The organism is Brucella cytisi, from assembly GCF_038433355.1.
GTDB lineage: Bacteria > Pseudomonadota > Alphaproteobacteria > Rhizobiales > Rhizobiaceae > Brucella > Brucella cytisi.
Genome location: NZ_JBCAUP010000037.1, coordinates 1 through 16,730 on the forward strand (window position 1 = coordinate 1; position 16,730 = coordinate 16,730).

The following is a 16,730-nucleotide window of genomic DNA, read 5'->3' on the forward strand; positions in this document are numbered from 1 at the left end:
TTGTCGCAGTGAAACGGGTTGTCGATTACAACGTAAAGATCCGTGTAAAGGGAGACGGTTCGGGCGTTGAGCTTGCGAACGTCAAGATGTCGATGAACCCTTTCGATGAGATCGCGGTTGAAGAAGCGATCCGTCTGAAGGAAGCGGGCAAGGTGACGGAAATCGTCGCGGTTTCGGTCGGCCCGGCACAGGCACAGGAAACGCTGCGTACCGCACTTGCCATGGGCGCCGATCGTGCGATCCTGGTGAAGTCGGACGAAACGGTTGAGCCGCTTGGCGTTGCCAAGGTTCTCAAGGGCGTGGTCGATGCGGAAAAGCCGGATCTCGTCTTCCTCGGCAAGCAGGCAATCGACGATGATTCCAACCAGACCGGCCAGATGCTTTCGGCCCTTCTCAACTGGAGCCAGGCGACGTTCGCCTCGAAGGTGGAGTTGGGTGACGGTTCGGCCAAGGTAACGCGCGAAGTTGATGGTGGTCTCCAGACCATCGACGTGAAGCTTCCGGCGATTGTCACGGTCGATCTTCGTTTGAACCAGCCGCGTTATGCGTCGCTGCCGAACATCATGAAGGCCAAGAAGAAGCCGCTTGACGAAAAGTCGCCCGCTGATTTCGGTGCCGACATTGCGCCGCGTCTCAAGGTCCTGAAGACTGAAGAGCCGGGTGGCCGCAAGGCTGGCGTGAAGGTCGGTTCAGTCTCTGAACTGGTCGAGAAGCTCAAGGCCGACGGCGTACTCTAAAGAAATCGGAAGGGACGATATAAATGGCTATTCTTCTTATTGCCGAACATGACAATGCAACCCTTTCCGACCAGACGGCGAAAGCGCTGACGGCCGCTGCCCAGATCGGCGGCGACGTGGATGTTCTGGTTGCAGGCAAGGGCGCGAAGGCTGCTGCCGATGCCGCAGCCAAGCTGAAGGGCGTGCGCAAGGTTCTGCTTGCTGAAAGCGATGGACTGGAAAACCGTCTGGCCGAGCCAACGGCCGCTCTCATCGTGGAACTGGCAGGCAATTACGACACGATCATTGCTCCGGCAACGACCTCGGCTAAGAACATCCTGCCGCGCGTTGCAGCGCTTCTCGATGTGATGCAGTTGTCCGAAATCATGGAAGTCGTGTCGGCTGATACGTTCAAGCGTCCGATCTATGCGGGCAATGCGATCCAGACGGTCCAGTCGACCGATGCAAAGAAGGTTATCACCGTGCGTACCGCGTCGTTCCAGGCAACGGGCGAAGGTGGTTCGGCTGCAGTTGAAAGCGTCAATGCAGCAGCCGATCCGGCGCTGTCGAGCTTCGTCGGCAATGCATTGTCGGATTCGGACCGTCCGGAACTGACCTCGGCTAAGATCATCATCTCCGGCGGTCGTGCGCTCGGTTCTGCCGAAAAGTTCCAGGAAGTGATCCTGCCGGTTGCTGACAAGCTCGGTGCAGCGGTCGGCGCAAGCCGTGCCGCAGTCGATGCGGGCTACGCGCCGAACGACTGGCAGGTTGGCCAGACCGGCAAGGTGGTTGCCCCGGATCTCTACATCGCCGTCGGAATCTCTGGTGCGATCCAGCATCTGGCCGGTATGAAAGACAGTCGTGTGATCGTGGCGATCAACAAGGACGAGGAAGCGCCGATCTTCCAGGTGGCCGATTACGGCCTCGTCGGCGATCTCTTTACGATCCTGCCGGAACTGCAAAAAGCGCTTTAATCGATCAGAAAGCGGCGGGCTAGTCCCGCCGCTTTTTCATTTGGAAAGCCTTCAGATACGAAAGAGCTATTTTGCCTTTCTCTGAATGAGGGCTGTATCCGTCTCGGGCAGAATTGGTATAGTGAAGCATTTCCAGCAAAAGTGCGAAGCGGTTTTGCTGGGGGTAATATGTAAGAACAAAAGTTAGAGCATATGCTCTCGGCCTAGGCTCTGTTGTGGAGCGGCTGAATGAAGGAGTTATGACTGTGGCAATCAAGACGGTAGGGGTGGTCGGCGCAGGACAGATGGGCAGCGGTATTGCTCATGTATGCGCGCTGGCCGGGTTCGATGTGCTTCTTCACGATGCGGCAGCGGACCGGCTGGAAAAGGGCATCGCCACCATCAATGGCAACATGGCGCGTCAGGTTGCTTCAGGCAAACTGCTGGAAGATCAACGCGCAGCGGCGATGAAGCTTATCCGTCCGGCAAATTCCATGGAGGATCTGGCGGGTGTCGATCTAGCCATCGAAGCGGCAACGGAAGACGAAACCGTCAAGCGCAAGATTTTTGCGCAGCTTTGCACGGTTCTGAACCCCGAAGCGATTCTCGCAACCAACACGTCGTCGATCTCGATCACGCGTCTCGCATCCACGACCGACCGTCCAGAGCGTTTTATCGGCATTCATTTCATGAATCCCGTTCCTGTAATGAAGCTTGTCGAACTGGTGCGCGGCATCGCAACGGATGAGGAAACCTTCCGCAAGTCGAACGATTTCGTGACCGCGCTTGGCAAGACGGTAACCGTTGCCGAAGATTTTCCGGCCTTTATTGTCAATCGCATTCTGTTGCCGATGATCAACGAGGCCATCTACACTCTTTATGAAGGGGTCGGCAGCGTCGAAGCTATCGATACAGCCATGAAGCTAGGCGCCAACCACCCGATGGGGCCGCTACAGCTCGCCGATTTCATTGGCCTCGATACCTGCCTCTCCATCATGCAGGTTCTGCACGACGGGCTGGCGGATTCCAAGTATCGCCCGTGCCCGCTTCTGGTCAAATATGTCGAAGCAGGCTGGCTGGGACGCAAGACGGGTCGCGGCTTTTACGATTATCGTGGTGAGCATCCAGTTCCGACGCGGTAAGGCGCTTGAACTTTTGAGCATGAAAGGCCGGTTAAAACCGGCCTTTTTTAATTGTGGCGACAATTCGCGGCCTGTGGAAAAGCTCGAACATCCTTACCATTAACTTACCCTTAACCATAAGGGTTCAGAGCTTATTCATCTTTGATTGTTAAAGTTTTCATTAAGATGTTCGGAAATGAACAACGTTTCAGAGCCCGGTTAGTCGGGACAGGACGGGCATCCATTCCGAACAGCATGTTTTTTGACGAAGGTGAAGACGATGAGCATTCTTGTTCAGCTGCGTGACAGCGTTAATGTCATCCGCGAGTTCGTTGCACCGAGCTACAGGCCCGAGCGCCATTATATGCGCGGGCCAGGCCCGGCTTGCGCCGCACGCACGCACCATTGATATGAGCGCTTAAAGCCTCCGTTTGCTTGGCGAACGGACCGGCATTTAAAAAAAGTAAAGCCAGAACGGTCAGCCGCTCTGGCTTTTGTTTTTGGTCACGGCGTGTGAGTGCGGATTATTCCAGACCTTCAAACAATGCCGTCGAAAGATAGCGTTCGGCAAAGGACGGAATGATGATGACGATGTTCTTGCCAGAGTTTTCCGGGCGCTTACCGATTTCAACAGCGGCGGTCAGAGCCGCGCCGGAAGAAATGCCGACGGGAATGCCTTCGAGGCGGGCCAATAGGCGTGCATTGGCAAAAGCGTCTTCGTTGGAGACCTGAACAACCTCATCATAGATGCTGGTATCGAGCGTCTTCGGGGCGAAGCCTGCGCCGATGCCCTGAATTTTGTGCGGGCCGGGTGCGCCACCGGAAAGTACCGGTGAATCCTTCGGTTCCACGGCGATCACCTTGAAGGACGGCTTGCGCCCCTTGATGACCTGACCGACACCGGTAATCGTGCCGCCGGTGCCGATGCCGGAGATCAGGATATCTGCTTCCCCATTGGTGTCGTTCCAGATTTCCTCAGCCGTCGTGAGGCGATGGATTTCCGGGTTGGCCGGATTTTCGAACTGCTGCGGGATGATTGCGTTCGGGTTGCCTTCAGCAATGGCTTCCGCTTCCGCGATAGCGCCCTTCATGCCTTTTGCGCCTTCGGTCAGAACCAGTTCGGCACCGAGAAGCTTCAAAAGCTTGCGGCGTTCCACCGACATGGTTTCCGGCATGGTGAGAACGAGGCGATAACCCTTGGCTGCAGCAGCAAAAGCCAGCGCGATACCGGTATTGCCGGAAGTCGGCTCGACGAAGACTGTCTTGCCCGGTACGGCGCGACCGTCGCGTTCCAGAGCTTCGATCAGCGCCAGACCGATACGGTCCTTCACACTGGCCAGAGGGTTGAAGAACTCCAGCTTGGCCAGAAGATTGGCTTCCACGCCCTTTTCCTTGGCGAACTTGTCAATGCGCACAAGCGGTGTATTGCCGATTGTGTCGAGGATGGAATCGTAAACGCGGCCACGGCCTGCGGTCTTACCAGCTTGTGGTTCGTTCAGGGGCTTGTTCATGGCGTGATCTCCCTATTTGTCGCGCAAAGTTTAAGAGGAAACTGCGCAAAAGCATAGTTGGGTACGTGCGCCCGGCACATCAAGTTTAGAAAATTATTCTTTATAATTGAATAAATTGGAAGTAAATTCCATCATAATTGGGAGGGAGCGTATTAGCTTGGGGTAAAGCTTGATTGATCCGCGTCAATGCGTTGCGACGGGGAGACGCGCATCATCGGGTATCAGGCAGCCAGGAGAACATGAATGTACAAGAACATATTGATCGCAACCGATGGATCGGAACTCGCCGAGAAAGGCGTCGACCAAGGCGTTGCGCTGGCCAAGGAAACAGGCGCAAAGGTTATTTTCGTGTCCGTGACCGAGCTTCTGCCATCCTATGGCATTGTGGTTGCGGCTGAATGGGCGTCGAGCCCGGCGGCATTTCAGGAATATCGCGAGGCTATCACCAAAGCGGCCACCGAAATCCTGTCGAAGGCCAAAGCCAAGGCAATGGAAATCGGCGTTAGTGCTGAGGCCGTGCATGTCGAAAATCAATCTCCGGCGCAGGGCATTGTCGAGGCTGCGAATGCCAAGAATGCCGATCTGATCGTCATCGCATCGCATGGCCGTCGCGGCGTGAACAAATTGTTGCTGGGAAGTCAGGCAGCGGAGGTGCTGTCGCTTAGCACCGTGCCGGTGCTGGTCATCAAGTAATCGACGGCTATGCGCGCCTCTTCCGGCATCGCAGCGATTTCTCTAAAAGGCATAACAACGCAAGAAGATTCCTGAATACCTCTGTTAAGCTCCTCCCGTCCGAATACGGACGGGAGGATTTTCTCAAGGAGGTATTCATGACTGCGCCACGGCCTTCAAAGACCATGTTGGGCAATCATCCGCTTCATCCCGAAACGCAGATGCTCAATTATGGCTACGATCCGGAGCTTTCCGAAGGAGCGGTCAAGCCACCGGTATTCCTGACGTCGACTTTCGTTTTCAAGACTGCCGAAGACGGACGCGATTTCTTCGATTTCGTTTCCGGTCGCAAGGAACCGCCTGCCGGTGTCGGTGCCGGTCTCGTCTATTCCCGTTTCAACCATCCCAACAGCGAGATCGTTGAAGATCGCCTCGCGGTCTATGAAGGCACCGAGAGCTGTGCGCTGTTTTCTTCCGGCATGTCGGCCATTGCCACGACGCTGTTTGCTTTTGCACGCCCGGGCGATGTCATTTTGCACTCGCAACCGCTCTATGGCGGCACGGAAACGCTCCTTGCAAAGACGTTTCTCAATTTCGGCGTTGAAGCCGTTGCTTTCGCCGATGGCGTGCACGAAGCCTCGATAGAACAAGCAGCCGACGAGGCTGTTCGCAAGGGACGTGTTTCGGTGATTCTGATCGAGACGCCTGCCAATCCGACCAACAGCATTGTCGATATTGCCGCCATCCGGCGTGTCGCGGAAAAGATTGAACAAAAGCAGGGGCATCGTCCGATCATTGCCTGCGACAATACCCTGCTCGGCCCGGTCTATCAGAAGCCTCTCGACCACGGTGCTGATCTTTCGGTCTATTCGCTGACCAAATATGTCGGCGGACATTCGGATCTGATCGCCGGGGCAGTGCTGGGTGCCAAGGCTGTTGTAAAGCAGGTCAAGGCATTGCGTGGTGCGATCGGCACGCAGCTTGACCCGCATTCATGCTGGATGCTGGGTCGCTCGCTTGAAACGCTCGGACTTCGCATGGAACGCGCCAACAACAACGCACAGGCAATTGCGGAATTCCTGCGCGATCATCCGAGAGTGGAGAAACTGCATTACCTCCCATTTGAGGATGAGAATTCGGACGTCGGTGCTTTGTTCAAACGCCAGTGCAGTGGTGCGGGGTCGACTTTCTCCTTCGATATCAAAGGCGGACAGGCGGCGGCATTCCGCTTCCTGAATGCGCTTCAGATATTGAAGCTTGCTGTCAGTCTCGGCGGCACGGAATCACTTGCAAGTCATCCTGCCGCGATGACCCATTCGGGCGTTCCCGTCGATGTAAGAGAGCGTATCGGTGTGCTGGAATCAACGATCCGACTTTCCATCGGGATCGAGCATCCCGACGATCTGATTGCCGATCTGGCGCAAGCGCTCGAAGCAGCCTGAAAACCTTATGCGACGGAAAGCAGCGGCCCGTTGTCGGTGCTTTCCGACATTAGAGCGCCGATCTGATTGAATCAGATCGGCGCTCTAACTGTTTGTTTTGACGCGCATCTCATCCGAAAACCGTTTCACACTTTTCGGGATGCGTTCTAACCCACTTAATCCAACTCGGGTTAGTTGGCAGGAATGCTCACTCCTCAGAAGAATGCGCATCTTCATACGCTTTGAACAGAGAAGTCACGAGAACGCCGTTTATCTGCATACCCGTCACGTCAGCATCGATTATATTCGTATATGCCAAGGTGACGCCGCTTATAGTCAGGCCACTCATGTTGGCATTCGTAATGGCTGCGCCGGTCATGTTGACATTATGAAACCGTGCTTCTGCCAGATTGACATCGTCAAAATCAGCGTTGCTCAAATTCGTATCGACAAATTTCGCCTTGGCCAAAACGGCGAAGAACTTTGAACCGGACAGATCTACACCATCGAAATTCGAGCCTGACATATTTGCACGTTCATAATGTGCATTTTGCAACTGAGGCCCTTCGAAGGAGCTTTTCTTCGGTGTGCCATTCATGGTGGGGGTGCCTCCTGCGCCTGTATCCCGGAAGTATTAAAACGGCATCATCGTTGTCGATATGGAGTGAATAAGCAAACAAATGTTAGCAGAACACCAATTTGGTGATCATCTCGCTCGCCATTGTTGAAACTAGCCAGAATGATCTTTCGGGCTAGTACGCGCAGGTGCGCAAGAGGAGAATGATTTCGGGTAATTTTTTGAAGTATGGTGCGGGTGGTCGGAATCGAACCGACACTCCTTTCGGAACCGGATTTTGAGTCCGGCGCGTCTACCAGTTCCACCACACCCGCACATTTCTGCCGAAGCAGTTCGATATGGTCCAAAGGGACAGCGGGTTGGGATATACCGGCTAAACGAAACGAGGTCAATTGCTCAAAAGTGCAGCTTGCACTCCTCTTCAGACAGACGGCTGAAAGGGTAAGAAGTAATGACGTATGATTCAATCAACCGCTCATCGTCACGGCAGCGTTCCAGTCAACAAGCCCGTTCCTGATCGTGTCAGGCGCAGCAGGCTTTATGTGGTTGCGCGGCTTTGAGATAAGCCGCCGTCATCTATCTGCGCAAGTTCGCTTCAACCAGATTCCAGAAAACCAGCAAGGCGATGAAGCCCAGCAGGACGTAATCCAGCGTGCTGACATAGTGAAAATATTCCATAGCGCATCTCCTTCCCCGGGAGGGCGCGATAGCGTTTGAGCCAGACGGAAGCTTTTATAATTATCCGGGCTTCAGACACTTGTTCAAAGTGCCGGATTGCACCGGTGCGGACCTCCTCTTCCGCCTGTCCATGCGCTCTCCCAAGGCAAAGTGTACCACGCTTTGTCGGATGGCTCAAATTATTGGTTTGGCTAATATAATCAGCTATCTGCGCGCGATGCCAAATGTCCTAGTTCGACGTTGCGACATTGGCTTTCCGGCAGTTGGCAAAGCGGTCGAGCGCCTGATCATAGGCTGATGTTTTCACGCCCATCATGCCGATGACCGTGTGGAACAGATTGTCGTGCGAAGAAGGGGCGGCAGCATCCTGTTTGACGCAAGCCGTGTCGAGCCTGGTGGCGTTCCCATAGCCCGGCGAGAACCACGCGACGAATGGGATGTGTGTCTGGACGTCAGGCGCGATGAAATAGGGTGCTGCATGCAGATAAAGATCATCTTCGCCCAGCGATTCGCCATGGTCGGACATATAGATCATGGCCGGAGCAAAACGGTCTTCGCTTGCCTTCAGGACGTTGATGATCTCCGACAATGTATGATCGGTATAGAGGATCGAATTGTCGTAGGCATTGACGATCTGGTCCGTCGTGCAATCGGAAAATTCGCTCGTGCGGCACTCAGGCTTGAACTTGGCGAATTCCGGCGGATAACGCCGATAATAGGACGGTCCGTGACTGCCGGTCATATGCAGGACAATGGTGGCGTTGCCGTTTACGTTCTTCAGGTGGTCACGGAGCTGGTCGACCAGAATTTGGTCGAGACATTCGCCGCCTTCGCAATATTGCGCATTGTTTGAATTCTGCAGGTCGACCGTCGGTATGCGATCCGAAACGCCCTTGCTGCCGGTATTATTCTCGTACCACGCCACCTGCACGCCGGCATGATTGAGGAGGTCCATCAGATTTTCCGAGCTGTGGAACTTGGAGCTCGAATATTCCTCGCGCGGAAAGGGCGAGAACATACATGGCACGGAAACGGAGGTGTCCGTGCCGCAGCTTGTTGTGTTTGGAAAGGTAACGATATCCTGCTGCTTCAGTTCGGGATTGGTCTCACGCGGGTAGCCGTAAAGGCTGAAATTCTGGGCGCGTGCCGTTTCGCCCACCACGATAACGGTCAGGAGTTTCTTGCCCGACGCAATCGGCGGCAACGCCTGTTTTGCATCGAGGCCGAGTGGCTGCATGACGATCTGCCTGTCATTCATGTCACGCACGATATATTGCACGGTGCTCTTGAGCGGTGTGCCGGGCATCAACCGTTCCATGATGTCGGAGCGGTGTTCGCGGTACATCGAAGAGAAGCTGCCGTAATCGGAGCCGATAAGTGCGATCGCGACAGCCAGGCAGACGATGATCGAGACACTATTGACCAGAAGCTTCTGCAGCAAAGGCCGGTGCTTCACACGGACCCAGATGATGAAAAGCGTGGGAACGACAGCATAAAGCAGCATATGCAGCAGAAAGCCCGTCGTTATCAGATGGCCCGACTCTGCCTTTGTCGTTGTGAGCGTTGCCTCGACCACATCGCGATCGATGATCGTGCCGAAAGTATCCGTAAAATAGGACCCACCTGCGGCCATCCATATTGCGAAAATGAGAACAGGCTTGATGACATATTTTGCCGAGAAGGCCATCAGCACGGCGATATGGATGAGAAGGATGGCCGCTGCCCCAACAACCAGCTTTTGCGGATGGTCGGAAAAGTAGGCGATCAGCCGCTGCCAGAAGGAGCTATTTGTGAAAGCGAGGAGATAAAATGCGGTCAGGACGCAAAGCGTGCCGCTGGCGATAGTCGGGCGTGGAAACCGCATTCCTGAACCTTCAAAATTCCGAAGTGGCTGTTGAGGATGGAGCTTCGCAGGGCTTCCGCAAAACTGCAATCGCAACATTCTTGCCGGATAATCCGGCATCGGAGATTCAGGACAGCGATTTCTGGGCTTTTTTAAGGTCGCTTAAACTCGCCCCTATTTCCTCTCGGTGAAGCTGCGGATGCGATTGCGCACAATGCGGGCCAGATTGCGGGTTCGCTGATAAAGATGAATCTGCGAGGCAGCCTGACGGACAAGCTTATCCGTGGATGGGTTGAGGCCAATCACCAGCGTTTCGATTGTCTCGCGCTTGTCGAACAGCCGCATCATGACCGGATGATCGGGGACGGCGCAGGAATCGGTGCGGTTGATGTTCGGATCGTTCAGATGGTTCTTCACGACTTCGATCATGAGAAGTACGCCGGGCGACCAGGCGTTCAGGCTTTCGTCATAAGCTGTTTTCCAGGTCCAGGCTTCTCCTGAAACCGTAAAGACGATCAAAATGGCGATAACCCGTCCGTAGAGCTCAAGCGTGTGCACGCGCACGCAGTCGCGTTCAGCAAGATTGTTGACTGCCTCGCGGGCGAAGGCGGCGCGAAACCGGTCTACGGCCATGGCGGTGCCGCGTTTGCCTTTCCAGCCACTCGCTTCCAGCGTCAGGAAATGTTCGAACGCGTGACGCACATCGTCGGGCGTGCGGGCGACGCGATAGGCAAGCTCGCCCTTTTCGGCTAGCCTGCGCCACAGACGATTGTAATCCCGGCGATGGTGTGCACCGATTGCTTGCTTGATATAGGCGTCGCCGTCCAGATCGCTCTCGAGAAAGGGGCGCTCCTTCTGCTCTATGGCGACCAAAGGCAATTGACGGCCCACCGCCACAGAACGGATCAGTTTTGCCGCCGGGCCGTTAGCCCGCATTTCCGGCAGCACAAGCACATCAGGCAATTTGAGATGCCTGCGTGCGAGAATGTCGAACAGATCGTCCAGCACGCCGACAGGGTCATCGTGATCGATCAGTGGCGTGCCCTGCGGTCCGAATGGTGTCGACCATGCACGGATCACAGGCGTCGATAGCGGCAAGCCGGGACGCTCGATCGTATAGGGCATGACGAAGCGCAGGCGGCTGCGGATTTCGTTTTCGTCGCGCATGACCATGAAGCGAACTTCGCGATCCTCAAGGCGCGGCATGGCTGGCGCCAGAAACCGTGCATTGAAGAACACATTCGGTTCGACGGTCCGGTTGCTCAAGTGATCGAGTTCGTCGCGCAGTTCGAAGCCTGCCGCAGCGCCATAGATTGCCAGCTTGCGCGGTATATCGCGGCTGTGAAGGCTTTCCTCCAGCTTTTTGACAGCTTCGTGCGCCAAACCGCTCTCGGAGAGTTCCGAAACGATGTGAGCTGCATTTCCGCCTGCCGATTCTTCAAGCAAAGGTTTCGCGGCCATTACAAAGTCCCCTCCGAGGTCTTGGTACGGTCTCGTGGAATGAGAATGAACATGGTTATGTGCAAGGTGCGTGATACGGCCGCTGAAAGAAGTGCCGCTTCCATCAGCATGGCAATAGCTGTCGAAATGGCGGCGCCTGTCAGGCCGAAGCGCGGTATCAGAACGAGATTGAGAATAACGTTGACAGCAAGTGTCACGGCATAAAGGAGCGCGCAGATATTCTGCTTTCCCGACATGTTCAGAAGGCTTTCCGCCGGGCCGACGCTGGCACGTGCGATCACCCCGATGATCAGGATGAACAGAAGCGGATAGCCCGCTGTGAAGGCTGGACCGAAAAGCCGCAGGAGCGGATAGCCGGTGAGCAGAATGACTGCGCCGAGGAACAGCGTAGGCCAGAATGTCCAGCGGACGGACGCTTCGGCGAAGCTTGCAAATTCGGCGCGATCACCGCTGTGCAGCAGGTCCGAGTAGCGCTGCGCGACACTGGCTTTCACGGCGAAATAGACGAAATGCGCGAGCGCCATGATCTTCGTTGCCGCAAAATAGATCGCGACATGCTCGGGGTCGAGCGCGTGGCCAACCATCAGAACATCGACATTGATGAGCAGGAAGAAAAAGCCTTCCACGAGGAAAATCGGCAGGGCAACTTTCATCCATTCGCCAAGACGCTGATCACGCGTTGCGGCGGGAATATCTTTTTCCAGCGAGCGGTCGACGGTCAGAAATTGTCCGACGGTGGTCAGCCACGTTGCGGCAATCGATACTGCCAGCGCGATAGTTGCACTGGAAGGTAATCCCGCTTCATGTGCGATGATCATGAACAGGAGAACCAGAAGTGGGCGGACGATATAGCTTGGCGTCAGCGCCATCATCACCCAGGTGCGCGAGCGCGCAATGCCATCCAGCATATTGCCGAGCGTAATCATTGGCAGGCAGATGAAGCCGAGGATGAACGGCACGAGATAATAGCTTGTGACATGGTCTTTGAGTAGGAGCAGCAGGCCCGCACCCAGAAACGCGATGAATGTAGCGGCTGCAAAAGCGAAGACGCGTCCGGTCCGGATGATCCCGCGCACGAGGCCGAACGTCTGGCGCTGCATATATTCCGGTACGAAGCGGATAATCGTGGTGTGCAGTCCGAAACAGGCCAGATCGCCGATAATTATCATGGTCAGCCAGACGAGGACGAAGATGCCGTACTCGAATTCCCCCATCCAGCGGGCGAGAATAACCTGAGACAGGAGGGCAATAGCAGCGCTCGCAACGCGCACGGAAAAGGCGACGAGGGAAGAGCGCTGCGCGCTTGCCTGTGGTCCGCTATCCGTAAGTACGGCATCCAGCCGCTCCGTCACGGGACGAAGCGTGGCTGCGATCCTGCCGGGTAGAAACCGGCTCGCCGTTTCAGCTGCCGAAAACCGCACTGTTTGCCAACCCTGTCTTTGCAAGCCTCTTGGGACCTGCTTGTTTAGCACCGGATAACCCGATTTTCACGCCTATGCTTTGTTGGTTATGAGGCGCATGAAAACCTTAGACAGGAGTTCTTTATAAAGAGAAAAAGAAAAAGTCTAATCTGCCGAAGGTCGCAAGACTTCAAGGAATGGTGAGTATTTTCTAAACGGCATCTATATTTGAAGCATCTAAAATAAAGCAAGTCATACAACTGCTCGCGGTGCATATCGACGTCCATCGTGTGCTAGCGCTCGTGGACAAAGGGTATCCATAGTTTGACTGCAGCGATTGCGACGAAACCGAGGTAGGATTCCTTGGTCTTGTCGTATCGGGTTGCGACCCGTCGCCAGTTCTTGAGCTTGTTGAAGAGGCGCTCGATCTGATTACGCCATTTGTATTTGGCTTTGTCGTGCGGGACTGGTTGGCGTCTGTTGCTCTTTGTCGGAATGACGGCCTCGATGTTGGCGCTGGCGATCTCTTCGCGAATGGCGTCAGCGTCGTACCCCTTGTCGGCGAGGAACGCCTCGATCTGGTCGGAGATCATCCGGAACAACGGCGCGAAGCCTTGCGTATCATGCGTTTGTCCGGGCGTCAGGACGAAGCCTGGCAGTCGGCCTTTCGCATCGCACCGGGCATGGAGCTTGGTTGTGAAACCGCCGCGCGATCGGCCAAGCGCCTCGGTCTCTTGAGTCCCCTTTTTATGCCGACTGCACAATGGTGTGCCCGGACGACGGTACTGTCGATCATGTCGGCACTTCGATCCCGTTCTACCAGTTCGGCCAGTGTCTCAAGCATTGCCTCGAAAACACCGGTCTCGACCCAGCGTCGATATCGGCGGAAGACACTGTTCCACTTGCCGTATTCATCAGGCAGATGCCGCCATTGCGCTTCTGTACGCGCCATCCACAGCATGCCTTCGAAATAACGCCGATTGTCCTGAGCAGGGCGGCATCCACGCCCACTTTCAGCAGGTAGAAGCGGACTGATTACCGACCATTCATCGTCTGTCAAACCTATCCGTTCGCCCAAAGCAGCCTCCAAATGGCAGCCTTGAATCAAAAAACGATTCCGCAGTCAACCTTTGTCCACGAGCGCTAGAAAACACAAACCCCGGCAAATGGCTTGCCGGGGTTTGTTCGATAGATGCGATGATGAGCTCGGCTCACATCACTCGAAAGCGCCGTGGCAGTGCTTGTACTTCTTGCCGGAGCCGCAAGGGCAAGCTTCGTTGCGGCTGACCTTACCCCATGTGCGCGGGTCGGCCGGATCGCGTTCGGCAGCAGGCACATTGCGTTCGTCATGCTGATGGTCGGACCAGCTCGCTTCGTCGAAATCGTTTTCGCCGGTGGTGCTGTCGATATGACGGCCGGTCATCGGTGGCAGTTCCGGTTCCGGCGGTGCTTCGCGAACGATCTCGACGCGCATCAGCTGCGAGATAACGACTTCGCGCAGGTTGGCAAGCATCGACTGGAACAGTTCGAACGCTTCGGTCTTGTATTCGTTCAGCGGATCGCGCTGGGCGTAACCGCGGAAACCGACGACCGAACGCAGATGGTCGAGATTGACCAGATGCTCACGCCAGAGATTGTCCAGCGACTGCATGATCACGGACTTTTCAACGTAAGTCATGATCTGCGGGCCGAAGCGTTCGGCCTTCTCGGCAGCAGCCTTGTCCGCGGCTTCCTTGATGCGGTTCTCGAACTCTTCTTCCGCGATGCCTTCTTCCTTGGCCCAATCCTCGACCGGCAGGTCGAGATTGAGCTTGGAGATGATGTCTTCCTTGAGGCCGGCAATATCCCACTTTTCCGCATAGGCGTCTTTGGGGATGCGCAGCGCGACCATGTCCTCGATGACCTCATGGCGCATTTCGCCAACAGTCTCGGTCAGGTCCTCTTCGTCCATCATTTCCAGACGCTGTTCGAAGATCACCTTGCGCTGATCGTTCATGACATCGTCGTATTTCAGAAGGTTCTTGCGGATTTCGAAGTTGCGGGCTTCAACCTTCTTTTGCGCTTTTTCAAGCGCCTTGTTGATCCACGGATGGACGATGGCTTCGTCTTCCTTGAGGCCGAGCTTCTGCAGCATGCTGTCCATGCGGTCGGAACCGAAGATGCGCATCAGATCGTCCTGCAATGACAGGAAGAACTTCGAACGACCCGGATCGCCCTGACGGCCCGAACGACCGCGCAGCTGGTTGTCGATGCGGCGGCTTTCGTGGCGCTCGGTGGCGAGAACGTAAAGCCCGCCTGCGGCCAGAGCTTTTTCCTTCAGCTGTGCAATGTCAGCCTTGATTTCCGCGATCTTGGCATCGCGCTCGGGACCTTCCGGTATATCGGCAAGTTCCTGACGAACACGCATTTCCAGATTGCCGCCAAGCTGGATGTCGGTACCGCGACCAGCCATGTTGGTGGCGATGGTGACGGTTCCGGGCACACCGGCCTGTGCGATGATATAGGCTTCCTGCTCGTGGTAGCGAGCGTTCAGAACCTGGAATTCCTTGATACCTTCCTTGCGAAGGCGTTCGGCCAGCTGTTCTGATTTTTCGATCGAGGTCGTGCCGACGAGGATCGGCTGGCCCTTCTCGTGCGAGGCGCGGATATCGCGCACGATGGCGCGGTATTTTTCCTCGACGGAGCGATAGACTTCGTCGTCTTCGTCGATGCGCTGGACCGGTAGATTTGTCGGAATCTCGAGCACTTCGAGGCCATAAATATTGCCGAACTCTTCCGCTTCCGTCGCAGCCGTACCGGTCATGCCTGACAGCTTGTTGTACATGCGGAAGTAGTTCTGGAAGGTGATCGAGGCCAGCGTCTGGTTTTCCGGCTGGATCGTCACATGTTCCTTGGCTTCCAGCGCCTGGTGCAGGCCTTCCGAATAACGGCGGCCTGGCATCATGCGGCCGGTGAATTCGTCGATGATGACGATTTCGTCATTGCGGACGATATAGTCCTTGTCGCGCTGGAAGAGCTTGTGCGCGCGAAGCGCATTGTTCAGGTGGTGCACGACCGCGACATTCTCGATGTCGTAGAGGCTTTCCCCCTTAAGATGGCCTGCGGCTTCCAGAAGCTGCTCAACCTTCTCAGTGCCGACTTCGGTGAAGATTGCCGTCTTCTGTTTCTCGTCGATTTCAAAATCTTCCGGCTCAAGGGCTGGAATGAAGGTGTCGATGAGGTTGTAGAAGTCCGAACGGTCTTCCAGCGGGCCGGAAATGATGAGCGGGGTGCGCGCTTCGTCGATGAGGATCGAGTCCACTTCATCGACGATGGCGTAATTGTGCGGGCGCTGCACCATCTGGGCGCGCTCATATTTCATGTTGTCGCGCAGATAGTCGAAGCCCAGCTCGTTGTTGGTGCCATAGGTGATGTCGCAGGCATAGGCCGCGCGGCGCTCATCGTCGTCGAGGCCGTGCTTGATAACGCCGACGGTCAGGCCGAGGAAGTTATAAAGCTTGCCCATGGTTTCGGCGTCGCGGGTGGCGAGGTAGTCATTGACCGTCACCACGTGTACGCCCTTGCCCTCAAGCGCGTTGAGGTAGACCGGCAGGGTCGCCATCAGCGTCTTGCCTTCACCGGTGCGCATTTCCGCGATGCCGCGTTCGTGCAGAACCATGCCGCCGATCAGTTGCACGTCGAACGGGCGCATACCGAGTACGCGCTTCGCAGCTTCACGTGCCGTAGCGAAAGCGTCGGGCAGAAGAGTGTCGAGCGTCTTGCCTTCAGCCAGCGCCGCACGAAATTCGGCGGTCTTGGCCTGCAATTGCTCATCGGTAAGATTTTCGTAATTCTTCTCGATAGCAGTAATTTGATTTGCCCGCTGGCGCAGGGTTTTAACGCGGCGGTCATTGGATGAACCGAATATCTTGCGGGCGAAACCGCCAAAGCTGACCATCACTGGTCCTTTCCTGTCCGTTCAGCCGGAAGCGCTTCCGGCAATGTCGAATGCTTTATTCACGCGTATTGAAACAATTGCAAGAAAACTGCGCTGCGAAAGCTGCCCGTTACGGCGCATTTCCGGCGCAATTCCCCCGCCCCTTACTGGACGTAAAGCCGAAGGACAGATAAGAGGGGCTTCGGGCGATGTCAACGTTGCTCCAGTGTGGTGGATTTGAAGTTCCTGTCATTTGCATGGCATCTGCGTTCAGGAATTCAAATCTGTAAACCGCACTCGATTCTATATATTGCTGGTGTGGCTTTGAATCCGAAATTCGTTAGCAACACTGCTCCAAAGTGATGCGAATTTCGGATTCGCCACACCATGGGCTGGAAAACCTTTCCTTTGTTGCAATATTGGGGAGATCCGGGCCAAATTCCGCCGCATTCATCGGGCCG

12 protein-coding genes, 1 tRNA gene and 1 pseudogene are annotated in these 16,730 nt (G+C 55.6%); 6 read left to right on the forward strand and 8 right to left on the reverse strand.

Translation table 11 applies throughout. The features are described 5' to 3' along the window. The 4 genes from AAE521_RS24380 to AAE521_RS24395 all read left to right on the forward strand — a co-directional run. Positions 1–737 (forward strand): electron transfer flavoprotein subunit beta/FixA family protein (locus AAE521_RS24380; RefSeq protein ID WP_342062796.1); only part of this gene is annotated, 737 nt, incomplete at its 5' end. A gap of 23 nt (positions 738–760) precedes the next feature. Beyond that, the gene (locus AAE521_RS24385; RefSeq protein WP_012091187.1) at positions 761–1,690 is read left to right on the forward strand and encodes an electron transfer flavoprotein subunit alpha/FixB family protein; all 930 of its coding nucleotides are present in this window, start codon (positions 761–763) and stop codon (positions 1,688–1,690) included. Between the two features lie 245 nt (positions 1,691–1,935). Further along, positions 1,936–2,811 (forward strand): 3-hydroxybutyryl-CoA dehydrogenase, encoded by an 876-nt coding sequence (locus AAE521_RS24390; protein WP_029375798.1) that lies wholly within the window; start codon positions 1,936–1,938, stop codon positions 2,809–2,811. 259 nt (positions 2,812–3,070) lie between these two features. Then, on the forward strand, positions 3,071–3,199 hold the full coding sequence (locus AAE521_RS24395) for a hypothetical protein (RefSeq protein ID WP_255362115.1): 129 nt from the start codon (positions 3,071–3,073) through the stop codon (positions 3,197–3,199). A gap of 115 nt (positions 3,200–3,314) precedes the next feature. Here the strand turns inward: AAE521_RS24395 and cysK are convergent, their stop codons facing one another. After that, positions 3,315–4,301 carry a cysteine synthase A gene (gene cysK / locus AAE521_RS24400; protein WP_342062797.1) on the reverse strand — a complete coding sequence of 329 codons (987 nt, stop codon included), beginning with the start codon at positions 4,299–4,301 and terminating at the stop codon, positions 3,315–3,317. Between the two features lie 243 nt (positions 4,302–4,544). Here cysK and AAE521_RS24405 point away from each other — a divergent pair, with 243 nt between their 5' ends. Both AAE521_RS24405 and AAE521_RS24410 read left to right on the forward strand, forming a co-directional pair. Beyond that, positions 4,545–4,994, forward strand: coding sequence for a universal stress protein (locus AAE521_RS24405; RefSeq protein WP_010657513.1), 450 nt, complete (start codon positions 4,545–4,547; stop codon positions 4,992–4,994). Positions 4,995–5,131: 137 nt separating this feature from the next. Next, positions 5,132–6,415, forward strand: a complete 1,284-nt coding sequence (locus AAE521_RS24410; RefSeq protein WP_071634599.1) for a cystathionine gamma-synthase family protein — start codon at positions 5,132–5,134, stop codon at positions 6,413–6,415. A 187-nt stretch (positions 6,416–6,602) separates the two neighbouring features. On the opposite strand, the gene AAE521_RS24415 is transcribed toward AAE521_RS24410, so the two are convergent. From AAE521_RS24415 to secA, 7 genes and pseudogenes are all read right to left on the reverse strand, one after another. Next, complete coding sequence (locus AAE521_RS24415) at positions 6,603–6,992, reverse strand: pentapeptide repeat-containing protein (RefSeq protein ID WP_071634120.1); 390 nt, start codon at positions 6,990–6,992, stop codon at positions 6,603–6,605. A 208-nt stretch (positions 6,993–7,200) separates the two neighbouring features. Continuing rightward, positions 7,201–7,285, reverse strand: a tRNA-Leu gene (locus AAE521_RS24420). Positions 7,286–7,878: 593 nt separating this feature from the next. Beyond that, the gene (locus AAE521_RS24425) at positions 7,879–9,513 is read right to left on the reverse strand and encodes a phosphoethanolamine transferase (RefSeq protein WP_342062798.1); all 1,635 of its coding nucleotides are present in this window, start codon (positions 9,511–9,513) and stop codon (positions 7,879–7,881) included. Positions 9,514–9,666: 153 nt separating this feature from the next. After that, positions 9,667–10,953, reverse strand: a complete 1,287-nt coding sequence (bspF, locus tag AAE521_RS24430) for a type IV secretion system effector crotonyl transferase BspF (RefSeq protein ID WP_342062799.1) — start codon at positions 10,951–10,953, stop codon at positions 9,667–9,669. Beyond that, entirely contained in the window at positions 10,953–12,374 is a 1,422-nt protein-coding gene (locus AAE521_RS24435) for a lipopolysaccharide biosynthesis protein (protein WP_342062800.1), read from the reverse strand. The genes bspF and AAE521_RS24435 overlap by 1 nt, the downstream gene beginning before the upstream one ends. 272 nt (positions 12,375–12,646) lie before the next feature. Beyond that, positions 12,647–13,461: pseudogene (locus AAE521_RS26795) on the reverse strand (IS5 family transposase). 108 nt (positions 13,462–13,569) lie between these two features. Next, positions 13,570–16,290, reverse strand: coding sequence for a preprotein translocase subunit SecA (secA, locus tag AAE521_RS24450; protein WP_342062805.1), 2,721 nt, complete (start codon positions 16,288–16,290; stop codon positions 13,570–13,572). Between the last annotated feature and the right edge of the window lie 440 nt (positions 16,291–16,730).

What these genes read in the sequence shown, in the direction of transcription:
- bspF (WP_342062799.1), bottom strand. Translation starts at nt 10,953, where the DNA reads ATGGCCGCGAAACCTTTGCTTGAAGAATCGGCAGGCGGAAATGCAGCT.
- AAE521_RS24410 (WP_071634599.1), top strand. Translation starts at nt 5,132, where the DNA reads ATGACTGCGCCACGGCCTTCAAAGACCATGTTGGGCAATCATCCGCTT.
- AAE521_RS24385 (WP_012091187.1), top strand. Translation starts at nt 761, where the DNA reads ATGGCTATTCTTCTTATTGCCGAACATGACAATGCAACCCTTTCCGAC.
- cysK (WP_342062797.1), bottom strand. Translation starts at nt 4,301, where the DNA reads ATGAACAAGCCCCTGAACGAACCACAAGCTGGTAAGACCGCAGGCCGT.
- AAE521_RS24425 (WP_342062798.1), bottom strand. Translation starts at nt 9,513, where the DNA reads ATGCGGTTTCCACGCCCGACTATCGCCAGCGGCACGCTTTGCGTCCTG.
- AAE521_RS24415 (WP_071634120.1), bottom strand. Translation starts at nt 6,992, where the DNA reads ATGAATGGCACACCGAAGAAAAGCTCCTTCGAAGGGCCTCAGTTGCAA.
- secA (WP_342062805.1), bottom strand. Translation starts at nt 16,290, where the DNA reads ATGGTCAGCTTTGGCGGTTTCGCCCGCAAGATATTCGGTTCATCCAAT.
- AAE521_RS24405 (WP_010657513.1), top strand. Translation starts at nt 4,545, where the DNA reads ATGTACAAGAACATATTGATCGCAACCGATGGATCGGAACTCGCCGAG.
- AAE521_RS24395 (WP_255362115.1), top strand. Translation starts at nt 3,071, where the DNA reads ATGAGCATTCTTGTTCAGCTGCGTGACAGCGTTAATGTCATCCGCGAG.